The organism is Kribbella sp. WER1 (genome assembly GCF_054189145.1).
This window is the reverse complement of sequence record NZ_CM135186.1, coordinates 6,898,732-6,913,675: the sequence shown is the minus strand read 5'-3', so window position 1 is coordinate 6,913,675 and position 14,944 is coordinate 6,898,732. Positions and strand designations below refer to the sequence as shown.

Annotated in this window: 7 protein-coding genes; 1 reads left to right on the top strand and 6 read right to left on the bottom strand. The window is 71.3% G+C overall.

Annotated features, from left to right (window positions below; all coding sequences use genetic code 11):
• The first annotated feature begins 14 nt into the window (after window positions 1-14).
• On the top strand, window positions 15-533 hold the full coding sequence (locus ACXJJ3_RS33920; protein ID WP_458165963.1) for an N-acetyltransferase family protein: 519 nt from the start codon (window positions 15-17) through the stop codon (window positions 531-533).
• 76 nt (window positions 534-609) lie between these two features.
• On the opposite strand, the gene ACXJJ3_RS33915 is transcribed toward ACXJJ3_RS33920, so the two are convergent.
• The 6 genes from ACXJJ3_RS33915 to pheS all read right to left on the bottom strand — a co-directional run bounded on the left by ACXJJ3_RS33915 (window position 610) and on the right by pheS (window position 14,864).
• Window positions 610-6,267 (bottom strand): Ig-like domain-containing protein, encoded by a 5,658-nt coding sequence (locus ACXJJ3_RS33915; RefSeq protein WP_458165962.1) that lies wholly within the window; start codon window positions 6,265-6,267, stop codon window positions 610-612.
• Between the two features lie 141 nt (window positions 6,268-6,408).
• Complete coding sequence (locus ACXJJ3_RS33910; protein ID WP_458165961.1) at window positions 6,409-8,619, bottom strand: hypothetical protein; 2,211 nt, start codon at window positions 8,617-8,619, stop codon at window positions 6,409-6,411.
• Window positions 8,616-9,590, bottom strand: coding sequence for a glycosyltransferase family 2 protein (locus ACXJJ3_RS33905; RefSeq protein WP_458165960.1), 975 nt, complete (start codon window positions 9,588-9,590; stop codon window positions 8,616-8,618). The genes ACXJJ3_RS33910 and ACXJJ3_RS33905 overlap by 4 nt, the downstream gene beginning before the upstream one ends.
• Window positions 9,591-9,631: 41 nt before the next feature.
• Window positions 9,632-11,176 (bottom strand): gamma-glutamyltransferase, encoded by a 1,545-nt coding sequence (locus ACXJJ3_RS33900; protein ID WP_458165959.1) that lies wholly within the window; start codon window positions 11,174-11,176, stop codon window positions 9,632-9,634.
• Between the two features lie 5 nt (window positions 11,177-11,181).
• A complete protein-coding gene (locus ACXJJ3_RS33895) occupies window positions 11,182-13,755 on the bottom strand; it encodes a phenylalanine--tRNA ligase subunit beta (RefSeq protein ID WP_458165958.1) in 2,574 nt (857 codons plus the stop codon).
• Entirely contained in the window at window positions 13,755-14,864 is a 1,110-nt protein-coding gene (gene pheS, locus ACXJJ3_RS33890; protein ID WP_458165957.1) for a phenylalanine--tRNA ligase subunit alpha, read from the bottom strand. The genes ACXJJ3_RS33895 and pheS overlap by 1 nt, the downstream gene beginning before the upstream one ends.
• Window positions 14,865-14,944: the final 80 nt, after the last annotated feature.

Here is a 14,944-nt window from a genome sequence, read left to right as displayed (position 1 = left end):
CAGATGGAGGTGCAGTGAAGTACCTGGAGGCGGAACCGGACGACGCGCTCGATCCCGGGTTGCGGGCAGATCTGCTGGACACCTGGGTGGCGGCGACGAACGCCGGCGGCGCGGTCGGCTACACGGCGCCCGCGCCGACGGCCGAGATCGCGCAGAACCTGGACGGCGCTCTCGGCCGGGTCGCCGCCGGGCTGGACGTGCTCGGCGTCTTGCACAACGGCGAGCGGTACGTCGGGATGGGCATGCTGGTGACCCGCAACAGCGCGCTGCAGCCGCACTGGCGGACGGTGCTGCGAGTGATGGTGCATCCGGATTGTCAGGGCCAGGGCGCCGGGCGGCTGCTGATGGAAGGTTTGCGCGGCTCGGCGAACGATCTCGGGCTGGAGCAGCTGCAGCTGACGATCCGCGGCGGCCTCGGCCTGGAGAACTTCTACGGTCCGCTCGGCTACCGGGTCGTCGGCACGCACCCGCGGGCGATCCGCGTCGCGTCCGACGACTACCGCGACGAGATCATGATGGTGCAGGACCTGTAGGCCATCACAATCGACCGCCGCCGGGCGGCTCAGGCGGGCGCCGGCGGCGCGGGCGCGATTGTGATGGCCTGGCGGTTCACTTCCGCGTGCGGGCGAGGACGACGAGCGTCGCGCCGAGGGCCGCGAGCAGGACGCCGAGTGTCAGGATGACGGCGGGTGGGCCGCCGGCCGGGGGTAGTTCGGCGCGGTTGTAGACGCGCGGCTCGTCGGCGGGCTCGGCGCCGACGGTGAACTTCACCGCGGCGGCAGTCGTGCCGTCGGTCTCGTACGTCATTTTCGCGGTCCCGGTGAACGCCGCGACCGGCTTCAGCGTGACGGTGCCGTCGGCGCCGACCGACCAGGTGCCCTCGCCGTTCGTGACGTTCTTCGAGCAGGTACCGGTCGGTGTCCGCAGGCAGACCGAGCTCGGCCGGATCGTGCCGCTGTCGTTCAGCAACGGGTTCACGGTGACCGGGTTGCCCGGCGTTCCGTTCGCCGTGTCCGGTGCCGCCTTGGCGAGCAGCGGGCCGGCGACCGTCACCTCGAGCAGCGCGGTGTCCGAGGTGTCGTTCGCGTCGGCGACCCGGTAGACGAGCGCCCGCGTCGTCCCGACGAAGTCCTTCGCCGGGGTGTAGGTGACCGCGCCGCCGTCGCCGACCACGAAGGTCCCCTCGCGCGGGACGGTGACGTTCTTCTTCTCCTTGCCGTCCGCCGGGTCCCGCAGTACGACGGATCCCTGGCGCAGTGGTGCGGACAGATCGCCGGGCTTGTCGTTGGCGAGCACGTTCACGACCACCGCCGTACCGAACGCCGTCTCGGCGCTGTCGTCGACGACCACCGGGCGGACCGGCACGACGGTCACGGTGATGGTCGAGCGGGCGGCGTTCCGGTCGCTGTCCTTGACCTCGTACACGGCCGGCTGCGCGGTGCCGGAGAACGTCGGCTCGGGGCTGAACGTGACCTTGCCGTTCGCAACGACGTACGACCCCTGTCCCGGCACCGTCACCTGGCCGACGAGCGCGCCGTCGGGGCCGACGAGCAGCAGCGAGTCCGGGTCGAACGTCGCGCCGGGCCCGGGCCGGTCGTTCGCGAGTGGGTCGACCGTGACCGCGACGTGCTGCTTGGTGCGGACGACGTCCGGCATCGCGATCGGCCGGGACTGGACGGTGATCGTCAACGTCGCGGACCCGACCGTTCCGTTGCGGTCGGCAACCTGATACCCGACCGGCACCGCGACCCCGGCGTACCCGTCGAGCGGCGCGAACCGGATCGCGCCGGACGGCTGCACGGTGAACGTCCCCTCCCCCGGTACCACGAGGGCCGGCAGCGGCGCCCCGGTCACCGGGTCGATCAGCCGAACGCCGCCGGTCTGGAACGGCGCGCTCGGATCACCCGGGGTGTCGTTCGCGAGGACGTCGACGGTGATCGCGGTCTCGTACGGCGTGGTCGCGATGTCGTCCTTGACCACCGGGACGACCGGCGCGACGGTCACGGTGACCGTGGCGCTTGCGAGGTTCCCGGTCGTGTCCTTGACCCGGTACGCGACCGACACGACCCCGCGGTACGCCGGCTCCGGGACGAAGGTGACCTTGCCGGACTTCACGGTGAAGACGCCCTGCCCGGGGATCCCCACCTTCGGCCCCCAGGTCGCGCCGTACAGCTGGAGCGTCGCGGGGTCGAGCTGCGCGCCGGTCCCGGGCTTGTCGTTGGCGAGCGGGTCGACCGTCACGACGACGTTCTGCTTGGTACCGACCGGGTCCGGCGCTGCCTTCGGGCCTTGGCCGACCGTCACCAGCAGCAGGCCTTCCGCGGTCGTCCCGTTGGCGTCCGCGATCCGGTACGTCGTCGGCGTCGTCACGCCGTGGAACCCCTTCGCGGGCGTGAACTTCACCGCCCCGTACGCGTCCACCGCGTACGTCCCCTCGCCGGCTCGGGTCATCGTCTTGCCGTACTGCCCGGCCGCGTCCTTCAGCACCAGCGTGCCCGGCCGGAGCGGCGCCGACGGGTCACCGGGCTTGTCGTTCGCCAGCACGTTCACCGTGATCGGATGCCCGTACAGCGTGATCGCGGAGTCGTCGACGGCCACCGGGGTGACCGGCGTGACGGTGATGCTCAGCGTCGAGGCGGCGTAGTTGCCGTCGGAATCGGCGACCCGGTAACCGATCGGGGTCGCCTTGCCGCGGAACGCGGGCAACGGGTCGAACTGGATCGCTCCCGACGCCTGCACCTTGTACGTGCCCTGCTGGGCGACGGTCACCTGCTTCGCGGATCCGTTGAGGCCGACCGAGCTGTGGTCGAGCGTCGCGTCGGTGCCCGGGCGGTCGTTCGACAGCACGTTCACCGTCACGGTCACGTTCTGCAGCGTGGACGCGGTGTCGGCGATCGCGACCGGCGGCTGCCCGACGGTGACGGTCAACCGGGCGGACGCCTTCGTCCCGTTCGTATCGGCGACCTGGTACGTCAGCGGCGTACCAGGACCGCGGAACGTCGCGCTCGGGTCGAACCGCACCGCGCCGCCGGCGGCGGAGTACTCACCCTCGTTCGGGATCCGTACCGCTTCCTTCGCCAGCCCGTCGGCCGGGTCGACGAGCTGCAGGCTGCCCGGCACCAGCGGCGCGGTCGGATCGCCCGGCTTGTCGTTCGCGAGCACACTCACCGTGACCGTCTTGCCGTACGGCGTCCGCGCGGTGTCGTCGGCCGCGACCGGCTTGACCGGCGCGATCGTGACCGTGATCGTCGACCGCGCGGTCTGCCCGAACTCGTCGGACACCCGGTACGTCACCTTGGCGCCCGTCCCGGTGAAGGCCGGCAGCGGGTCGACGGTGACCGTGCCGTCCGCGTTGACCTGGTACGTCGCCTGCCCCGGGATCTTCACCAGCTTCGCGAGCGAGCCGTCCGCCGGGTCCACCAGCGTGAGGCTGTGCGGGTCGAGGACCGTGCCGACGCCGGGGAGGTCGTTGGCCAGCGGGCTCACGCGCAGCGGGACGTTCTGCTTGCCGGTCGCGGTGTCCGGCTCGGCGGTCGGTGGCGCCGGCTTCGCGACGGTGACAGTCAGCGTCGCGGGGGTCGTCGTACCGTTCACGTCCGCGACCCGGTACGTGACCGGGGTCGCGGCGCCGGTGAACTTGGCCGCCGGGGTGACCTCGATCGTCCCGTCCGCGGTCGTCACGTACTTCGCCTGACCCTTCACCACCAGCGTCGCGGTCGGCAGCTTCGTGGCCGGGTCGATCAGCCGGACGGTGCTCGGCACCAGCGGGACCGACGGGTCGCCGGCGTCGTCGTTCGCCAGCACGTTCACCGTGATCGGACGCCCGTACGGCGTGCTCGCGGTGTCGTCGGACGCGTCCGGCTGCACCTTGGTGACCCGGACCGTCAGCGTCGACCGCCCGACCGCACCGTTGCCGTCGGCAACCTGATAGCCGACCGCGGTCGCGGTGCCGCTGAACGACGGGATCGGGTCGAAGAGGACCTTGCCGTCGGCCTTCACCACGTACTTGCCCTGGCCGGGGACGACCAGGGACAGCACTGGCTGGGTCGCCGTCAGCAGCCGGACGCTGCCGGGTTTCAGGGCCGCGCCGGTCGGGCCGGGCCTGTCGTTGTCGAGCACCGGCGCGACCACGGTCCGGCCTTGCAGCGTCGTGATCGTGTCCGGGTTCGCGACCGGCGGGCCGGGGGCGGCGACGGAGACGGTGAGCTCGGCGCGGGCCGACGTACCGTTCTTGTCGAGGACTTGGTAGGTGATCGGCGTACCGACGCCCGTGAAGCCGTGCAGCGGGTCGAACGTCACCTTGCCGGCGGCCACCAGGTACGTGCCCTGGCCGGGGACCGTCAGCTTGTCGATGACCTGCTGGCTGGCCGGATCGACCAGCCGCAGCGTGGCCGGGACCAGCGGCGCGTCCGGCGAGCCGGGCAGGTCGTTGTCGAGCACCGGGACGACGATCGCGGTGTCGAACGCGGTCGAGACCGAGTCGCCGTTCGCGGTCGGCGTCACCGGCGTGACCGTGACGGTCAGCGTCGACTCGGCCGTCTGCTTCGTGGTGTCGCTGACCCGGTACCCGAGCGACGTCCCGACCCCGGTGAACTGTGGCTTCGGGACGAAGTCCACGCCGCCGTCCGGCTTCACGACGTACGTGCCCTCGCCCGCGATCACCACCTGCTTCTTGAACGTCGCGTCGGCGGGATCGCGCAGGACGACCGACGCCGGGACGAGTTGCACGCCCGCGGCCGCGTGGTCGTTGGCGAGCGGCTGCACGGACACGCTGACGTTCTGCGGCGTGGTCGCGGTGTCCGGCATCGCGACCGGGTGGTCCGGCAGCGACACGGTGACGGTGAGCTTCGCGGTCGCCGTCGTACCGTTGCTGTCGGCAACGCGGTACGTGACCGGCTTGGCCGGGCCGACGAAACCGGGCACGGGCTCGACGCGGACCGTGCCGTCGGCGTTCGCGACGTACTTCGCCTGGCCGACGACGTTCAGCATCTGGGTGCACTGCCGGCCGTCGACGAGGCACAGCGTGTCCGGGACGAGCTGCGCTGCCGGGTCACCGGGCTTGTCGTTCGCCAGCACCTTGACGATCGCGGCGGTGCCGAACCCGGCCGTCGCGGCGTCGTCGGTCAGTACCGGCGGAGGCGGCGGCGTGATCGCGAACGGGTAGTCCTCGACCTCACCGGCGTCGGTCGCGCCGGTCGGCTTGTCCACCTGCGCGGCGTCGTACCCGACCCGCACCCGCGCGTACGCCGTCCCCGCCTTCGGGGCGAGCTCGGACCAGCGCAGCGTGACCGTCGACTGCTTCGCGGGGAACGTCGCGCACGCCCGCTCCCCCGGGTCGAACGCCCCGTTGACGTTGAAGTCGATCCACCCGCACGCCCGCCCGGCCTTCGACGCACCGGTGAGCCGCAGATCGGCGGAGTACGACGTCCGGCCGGTGTGCAGCGGCGTGAAGACGACGCCGTCGCCGGTCCGCGGCGTGACCGGGCCGGTCGTTCCGTTCGGTACGTCGAGGTTGTCCTCCGGGGCGTTCTCGCCGAGCCGTACGTCGCTGAGCACGGACCAGGCACTGCCGTACGACGCGGGCGCGTGGCTGAAGTTCTCCGGCGCGGACGCGACGATCGAGAACGCGTCACCGGACGAGCCGTTGTTCAGCGCGGGCAGCTTCGGGTGCTTGGTGAACACCGCCGAGACGTCGAAGCTGACCTTGGTGACGATGCCGTTCACGCGGACCGAGCCGCAGGCAGCGGTCGCGGACGTGTCGAGACCGGACGGCGACTTGGTGTTCACGCAGTTCGGGCCGGCGTCGTGGTTCGCGGCGGTGATCGTGTCGCTGGTGACCGCGAGATTGTTGCCCGCACCGACCTTCGTCAAGCTCAGGCCCGCGGTGCCGAGTTTCAGGACCGCGTGCAGCTCGGACTGCGCGACCGTCCGGCCGCTGACGGTCCGGGTCACCGATCCGCCGATCCCGCCGAGGTGCAGGACCGGGTTGCGGACCGGCTGCGAGAACGCGATCGTCACCGTGCCGCGGTCGCCGCAGCCGCCGGTGGACGCGCAGTCGCCGGTGTTCACCACGACGTCCTGCGCGGGCGTGCCGGTCGCGATCGCCGGCCGGTACGTGGCCGCGCCGCGGAACCCCGCGGTCGACGGGTCACCGAGCTCGGTCTGCCCGCTCACCGTGATCGTCTGCCGCAGGCCGGACCCCGGCATCACCGTGGTCGCACCGCCGGCGAACGGCGCCGTCGGCACCTCGTAGGCGGTCGCCGTCACAGTGCCGAGGCTCAGCAGGCCGGTGACAAGAAGAATGGCCCCCGGTCGGGTTGCCCGCATGTGTCCAGCCCTCCCGAGCAATCACGAACGACGCTGCGGCCGCGGGCGGGCGAGCCTTGCTGACCCGATGTTACGGGAGATTCACGCTCCGAGGTCGTAGATCCGGACCTTGCCGATGCTGTGTCGCCGGACCGCGAGCCGGTCGAGCGCGGGCGCGATCGGCCCGTTCCGCCCGTCGGCGTACAGCCAGCGGACGCCGTACTCGTCGCGGAGCCGGCGCAGGACGTCGGCGGTCGGAGCGGTCAGCGCCTGCTCGGTGAGCGTGAAACGGTCCGGCCACGGCGACGGCTGCTCGGTGTACCGGCGGCCGCCGGCGCCCTGCGCGGCCATCGCCTGGTTCGTGTACGCCCAGCCCTCGAGGAGCGTACGGCGGCCGGCGATGCCACTGACCAGGTACCCGCGGGCGTCGCAGCCCGCCGCGATCGAGCCGGCCGGGCGGCACCAGGTGTTCGTCGCGACCACGTCGCACGTCCCCGAATGCCGGCCGAGCCAGAGCGCGGCCTCGGCCTCGTCGGGGTACACCCACCAGCGCGCCGCGCGGTACGTCGGCGCCTTCTCGGTATCGCCGTGCACGGCGCTCTGCGCGAACGAGCTGATCGGCGCGGTCGACAACAGCACGAGTACGACGAACATGCCGCCGCCCGCCTGCCGCAACGTCAACCGCCAGACGAGCAGCAGGAACAGCGTGATCCCGAGGACGACCAGCAGCATCCGGGTCGTCAGCCACAGCTGCCGACCGGTCGAGGCCGCCGGGACGCCGCGAGCCCAGACGAGCAGACCGGCGTACCCGACGGACAGCACGAACGCCGCGACCGCGATCGGGATCGGGCGGCCGGAGGCGCGGGCACTCGTCGCCGCGAACCAGCCCGCTCCGGCCAGGCTGAACGGCGCCGCGGTGTAGACGAAGTACGACTCGCTCACCGACGGGTGGTCGACCAGCAGGTACCCGGCCCAGCCGGCGATCATCGCCCCGAGCAGGAACCAGGCGATCGGGTCGCGGCGGACGATGACGCCGAGGCCGGCCCACGACATCACCTGCAGCGTCAGGAGCAGCCCAAGCAGCAGGCTGAGCGTCCCGAGCACCTCCCCGTGCGCCAACGCGGGCAGGATCAGCCCGCCGTCACCAGGCTGTGTCTTGTCGCCGGTAGCGGCCGTGTAGACAGGCAGGGACTTCAGTACGGCGAGGAACTGCACGTGGGAGCCGCTCGTGCTGCCAGCGACCGTCAGGAAGGTTGTCGCGCCGACAATGAGCAGGACGACCGCCGTGCCGATAAGACGCCACGGAAGGCGCCGTGTTGTCACCAGTAGGTACACGGCGGCGAGGCCGACGGCTGCTACCAGCAGTGGGAGCACCGTCGGTTTGGAGCCGCCGCCCGCAACGGCTATCGGGACGATCAGCAGCCAGAGCCGCTGGCTGCCGTTTCTGAACAGCAGCTCGATCAGAAACACCGCTACCGCAACAGCCGCGACCATTCCGAACGTCTGGGACGGGCTGAGCAGGCTGACCGGCGGGGCGAGGTTCACACTCGTGTCGACCAGCAGGAACAGCTGCGGGGCCGCTAACGCGAGTGCCGCGAGTACGCCGGTCCACCAGGTGCGGCTGACGACTCTTGCGAGTGTTGCGCACACGAGCAGCGAAACGACGAGCCATGGGAGCACCCAGAGCCGGAACAGTACGACGAGCGGCGTGAGGCGCGTGACGTCCACGGCCGCGGCCATGTCGGCGTTCGCGAACCAGTGGTAGTCGAGGCGCTCGTGGACGACCTGCGGTAGCTCGGGCGGCACCGCGCGGGCCAGCTCGTGCACCATCGACAAGTGGTACAGCAGGTCCGGGTAGTACGCCTCGCCATGCGGTGGCATCGGGTGGTACGCCATCACGCCGAGCGTGGTCGCGCCGACCATCACCGCCGCGGACACCGCCAACCCGACGGTCCACGCCAACGGGAGCGGCTTCGGCTCGGCGATCCGGAAGTACCGCCGCCCGAAGACCGCGAACCCGGCCAGCACCAACGCCGGCCAGACGATCAGCCACCGCTGCCAGCCGAGCGCGGTGAACACCGCCCAGCCGATCAGCTGCCAGGTCGCGCCGACCACCGACCCGAGCCCGAGATCCTCCGCCCAGTTGCCGGTACTGCGCCACGCCGCCCGCAGCAGCAACGTCCCCGGCAGCGCGACCGCACCCGCGAAGTACGCGGCGTACTTGAGGATCGGGCCGGCGCCGACGTCACCCAGCGAGACGAACCCGCCGGCCGCCACCAGGATCGGCAGCAGCCAAGGGGCGGACCGCCTCATCTGGTGCTTTCGTGGATGGGCTCCTGGTGCCCGTGGTCGTCGAGGCTGTCGTAGCCGACGAGGAACTGCGGACGGCGCTGACTCGACTGGAACAGGCGCGCGACGTACTCACCGAGCAGCCCGAGACACAGCAGCTGGATCGCGCCGATCACGCTCACCGCGAGCACCGTCGACGTCCAGCCGGGAATGCTCCGGCCGGTCAGCTTGATCACCAGCGCGCCGATCACGAACACGCCGGACATCGCACCGCCGAGCAGGCCCAGCCAGGTCGCCAGCCGCAGCGGGGCCGCCGAGAACGCCGTCACGCTGTCGAACGCCAGCCGCACCATCTTCGACACGCTGTACTTCGTCGTCCCGGCGGCCCGCTCCGCGCGGACGTACTTCACCTCGGTGCTCGGGAAACCCAGCCACGGGATCACCAGCCGGAACACCCGGCCGTCGTCGGGCAACGCGTTCACGGCGTCGACCACCCGGCGCGTGACCAGCCGGAAGTCCGCGGCGTCGAACGGGATCTCCTTGCCGACCAGGCGGCACATCAGGCGGTAGTACAGCCGGGCGGTGGTGCGTTTCGCCCATGAGTCGCTGGAGCGGTCCGAGCGGACGCCATACACGACGTCGACGTCCTCCTTCTCGACCGCGCGCAGGAACTCGGCGATCACCTCCGGCGGATCCTGCAGGTCGGCGTCGATCGTGACCACGTACTGCCCGCGGGCCCGCCGGAAGCCGGCCGACTGCGCGGCCTGGTGACCGCTGTTCCGGAGCAGGCGGACGACGCGCAGCTGCGGCCAGTCCTTCGCGGCGTCCAGCAGCAGCGCCGCGGTCCGGTCCCGGCTACCGTCGTCGACGACCAGCAGCTCGTAGCTGATCCCGAGCCCGTCCAACAGTGGATGCATCCGCTCGAAGAAGATCGGCAGCACCTCTTCCTCGTCGTACATCGGTACGACGACGGAGAGTTCGGGCTTGTCCCGCATTGGCTGCCTTTCTGCCGATCAGAGGATGACCTTAGCGTGTGCTACGTGGGCGAGATCGCCACTGCACCGGTCCGTCGCGGGTCGCCGACCGCGAGCAGACCGTCGGCCGGATCCCAGAACGCGGCCGCGACGCCGCCGAAGTACATCGAGTGCGGCGGCATCGGGCGGGTCGGCAGGGCGGTCGAGCCGGACACCGGCAGGTCGTCCTCGTAGTCGACGGTCACATCCTCACGGACGCGGACGTGCAGCCGCGGATGCTCCACGGCCTCCCGCAACGACAGGCCGCCATGGGTGGCGAGTGCATACACCTGGGCGATCGCGGTCGGGATCCGGTCCGAACCGGGCGAGCTGATCGCGAGCACCGCGCCGTCGCTGTCTCTTCTGGCAACGCTCGGGGCCATGTTCGACGTCAGACGCGTGCCCGGGGCGAGGCTGTGCGGGCCGCCGTGCAACAGCTCCTGCTCGCCGAGCGCGTTGTTCAGCCAGATGCCGGTGCCCGGGGTGAGGACGCCCGAGCCGTACCCGGACGAGACCGTGATCGCGCACGCGTCGCCCTCGTCGTCGACCACCGAGACGGTCGCCGTACTCGGTGAGGTCAGTGCGCGCAGGTCACCGGCCGCGGCCAGATCGAGGAGCTTCTGCCCTTCGAGCCGCCGGACGTCCTCCGCGTCGAGCTCCGCGAGCCGGCGGCCGAGGACGGCGTACTGCACGTCGATCAGCCGCTCCAGCTCGGACTGACTCCAGCTGCCGTCCGCCGGGACGCCGTCGAGGAGCGCGAGCATCGCCGCGGCCGCGACACCTCCGACCGCGGGCGGCGGGTTGGTGGCCAGGCGCCAGCCGTTCTGCTTGACGATCAGGGCGGGACGTACGACGGCCTCGTACGCGGCGAGGTCCTCGGCGGTCAGGATGCCGTCGTTCGCGGCCATGTCCTCGACGAGCAGCCGGGCGAGATCGCCGGTGTACATCGTCTCGGCGCCGTCGCGGGCGATCAGCTCGAGCGCTTCGGCCAGCTCGGGGATGACGACCGTGCTGCCGGCCTTGATCACGGTGCCGTCGCCGTCGTGCACGACACCGTGGCTCGGCTGATGCCAGCCGAAGATGATCTCGTGGGTGAAGCCGAGGTAGTACCCCGACGTGCGGCTGAGCGGGAAGCCGTTGCGGGCGATGTCGATCGCCGGCTGGACGACCTCGCGCCACGGCGCCTTGCCGGAACGGCGATGCGCCAGGTCGAGCGCCTTCATCCCGCCCGGTGTCGCGACGGAGCCGTGCCCGACCGTGGTCGTCGTACCGCCGCCGTAGTCGGTGGTGACGTCCCACACGCCCTGCCCGAACCGCTCCCCGTGCAGGCCGCGGCCCGGCATCTCCACCCAGCCGTCGATCGTGACCGGCGCGGCCCCGGCCGCCTCCAACGTCACGAACCCGCCCGAGGCCGGCGACACCACGCCGATCTCGTTCACCATCGTCACCAAGGTGGCGGCAATCGCGGCATCCACCGCGTTGCCGCCCTCGGCAGCCACCCGCACGCCCGCATCCGCCGCAGCCACATTCGGCGCCGCGACGGCCACCCGCGGGTGACTGCCGGTCATGACTGTCAGCCGACCCGTTGGACAGCGTCGAAGCGGTCGACGGTCACCTGGACCGCGGACTGGCGGGCGTCGGCGACCTCGTTCTCCTTCAGGGTGCGGTCCGGCGCGCGGAAGCGGAGCGCGAACGCGAGCGACTTCTTGCCCTCGCCGATCTGCTCGCCCGTGTACACGTCGAACAGCCGCACCGACTCCAGCAACTCGCCCGCACCCTCGGCCAACGCCGCCTGCACGTCCGCCGCCGGCACGTCGGCCGCGACGATCAGCGCGACATCCTCCTTCGCCACCGGGTACGACGAGAACGGATGCGCCGAGATCGACTCCGGACCCGCCGCGATCAGCGCGTCCAGATCCAGCTCGACCGCGCTGGACCTCGCCGGCAGCCCGAACGCCTGGCAGACCTTCGGATGCAGCTCCCCCGCATGCCCGACGACCTTGCCTGCCACCGAGAACTCCGCGCACCGCCCCGGATGCCACGGGGCGAGCTCCACGTTCTGCACCACGGGCTCGACCCCGACCGCGGACGCGATCAGCCGCGCGATCTGCACCGCGTCGGCCCAGCCCGCCGGGCGGCCCTTGCCCCACCAGCCGGTCGGCGTCCGCGCACCGGTCAGGACCACGCCGACATGCAGCGGCTGGTCCGGGAGCGCGTCGTACAACGCCTGCACCTCGGCGTCGCTCGGCCGCTGCTCGACCGACGGCAGCGGCGCGGGCTTCGTCTCCGCCTTCGGCAGGAACACCAGGCCGGTCTGGAAGATCGCCAGGTCGCTCGCGCCGCGGCCGACGTTCCGCTCGGCGGTCCGGAGCAGCGTCACGAGCAGGGTGGTCTGCATCGACGGCTCTTCGTCCGAGATCGGGTTGACGAGCTTCACCGTCGTACGCCGGGAGTCGTCGGCCGGCAGCCCGAGCGCGTCGAAGTCCGCCTCGCCGGTGAACGGGTACGAGACGACCTCGGTCAGCCCGGCCCCGACCAGCGCGGTGGCCACCTTCCGCCGCCGCTTCTGCGACACCGTCAGCCCCTGCCCACCGGGAGCGGACGGCAGGATCGACGGCACGTTGTCATACCCGAACAGCCGGATAACTTCCTCGGCAAAGTCGTTAGGATCCCGCAAATCCGGCCGCCACGACGGCGGAACCACCGTCAGCAGATCATCACCCTTGAGGTTGACCGAACCAAGGGTGGTGGTGCCGACCGAGTCGAGAACAGGAGCGTTCACACCCGCCGCCAACGGAGCGGCAACGGAGTCCGCCGCCGCGACCTCGACCGTGCATCCGACGGACTGCAGATACTGCAGCGTCTGGTCGAGAGTGATCGGGGCGCCGGCGACGCGGGCCGGGTGGTCGGCTCGGAGGGTTACCGGGGACGGGGACGGGTGGGTGTCGACGACCGTCTCGTCGGGGAGGATCGTGCCGCCGGCGAACTCGGCCAGCAGGTTCGCGACGCGTTGCGCTGCGTACCTCGGCAGCGCCGGGTCGACCTCGCGCTCGAAGCGCCGGGACGCCTCCGACGACAGCTTGTGCCGCCGCGACGCGCGCGCGATCACGATCGGGTCGAAGTGCGCGGCCTCGATCACCACGTGGGTGGTGCTGTCGGACATCTCCGTCGACGCACCGCCCATCACGCCGGCGACACCGATCGGCCCGGAGTCGTCGGTGATCAGCAGGTCCTCGGTGTCCAGCTCGCGGGTCTGGTCGTCGAGCGTCATCAGCTTCTCGCCCGCGTTCGCCCGCCGGACGACGATCTCGCCGGCCAGCCGCGCCCCGTCGTACGTGTGGATCGGCTGCCCGAGCTCGAGCATCACGTAGTTCGCGACGTCGACCCCGACCGAGATCGGCCGCATCCCGGACGCGAGCAGCCGCTTCTGCATCCACCGCGGCGACAGCGCCTTCGGGTCGATCCCGGTCACCGTCCGGGTCACGAACGCGCTGCACGCGGCCGCGTCGTCCACCCGCACCGGATACCCGCCCGCACCGGACCCGTCCAGCGCCAGCTCCGCCGGATCCTTCAGCGGTACGCCGTACGCCGTCGCGGCCTCGCGCGCGACCCCACGGATCGACAGGCAGTACCCACGATCCGGCGTCACCGCGATGTCCAGTACGTCGTCCCGCAGCGCGAGCAGCTCGATCGCGTCGTCGCCCGGCGCGGCCTCACCCGGCTCGAGCACCACGATCCCGTGCGTCCCGTCGTCGCCGAGCCCGAGCTCCGTGCTCGAGCAGATCATCCCGCTCGACACGTGCCCGTACGTCTTCCGCGCCGAGATCGCGAACCCGCCGGGCAGCACCGCGCCCGGCAGCACCACGATCACCAGATCGCCGACCTCGAAGTTGTGCGCGCCGCAGACGACCCACTGCGGCTCGTCCTTGCCGATGTCGAGCGAGCACCAGCGGATCGTCTTGCCGTTCTTCTGCGGCTCGTTCTCGTACGTCAGCACCTTGCCGACCACGAGCGGGCCGGTCAGGTCGGACTCCTCGACGGTCTCCACCTCGAGGCCGGCCCGGATCAGCTGCTCCGCGACCTGGCGGCCGGTCACGTCCCCCGGGAGGTCGACGTACTCACGAAGCCATGACAGTGGGACCCGCATCAGATCTCCATCCCGAACTGGCGGCTGAACCGCACGTCACCCTCGACCATGTCGCGCATGTCCTCGACCCCGTTGCGGAACATCAGCGTCCGCTCCAGACCCATGCCGAACGCGAACCCGGAGTACCGCTCGGTGTCGATGCCGTTGGCCTGCAGGACCCGCGGGTTCACCACGCCGCAGCCGCCCCACTCGATCCAGCCCTCGCTGCCGCAGGTCCGGCACGGGCGGTCAGGGTTGCCGACGGACGCGCCGCGGCAGACGAAGCACTTCAGGTCGACCTCGGCCGACGGCTCGGTGAACGGGAAGAAGTTCGGCCGCAGCCGTGCCTCCAGCCCCTCGCCGAACATCGACACGACGAAGTGGTCGAGCGTGCCCTTCAGATGCGCGAGCGTGATGCCCTCGTCCACGACCAGGCCCTCGACCTGGTAGAAGACCGGCGTGTGCGTCGCGTCCAGCTCGTCGGTGCGGAACACGCGGCCCGGGCAGATCACGTAGATCGGGGGCTTGCGGCTCAGCATCGACCGCGCCTGCACCGGCGACGTGTGCGTCCGCAGCACCTTGCCGGAGCCGGCCGGCTCGACGAAGAACGTGTCCTGCATCTGCCGCGCCGGGTGGTCGGGCTGAAAGTTCAGCGCGTCGAAGTTCAGCCACTCGGCCTCGACCTCGGGGCCTTCGGCGACGTCCCAGCCGAGCGCGGTGAACACGTCCGCGACCTGCTCGGAGATCAGCGACAGCGGGTGCCGGGCGCCGAGCTCGGGGGTGTGCCACGGCAGCGTCACGTCGACGCGCTCGGTGGCCAGCATCCGCTCCTCGTGCTCGGCCTCGAGCACCGCGAGCCGGGCCGCGAACCCCTCGTTGATGGCCTTCCGGGCGGCGCCGATCCGCTGACCGGCCTCCTTGCGGGCCTGCGGCGGCAGCGCGCCGATCTCCCGGTTGGCGAGCACGATCGGCGACTTGTCGCCGAGATGGGCCGACTTCGCCTCCTGCAGGGCAGCCAGATCGGCCGCCCCGGTAAACGCCGTCAGCGCCTCGTCGCGGGTCCGCTCCACCTCTTCGGCATGCAGCGGCGTCACTTCGACCGGGTCGTAATCAGTGTTGGGACCGGACATGGCTCGCTCTCGGGTTGGTACGTCTGCGGATTGCAGTCTAGAAACCCCAACCCCAATACCGTGAATCGCCCGTCCACAAC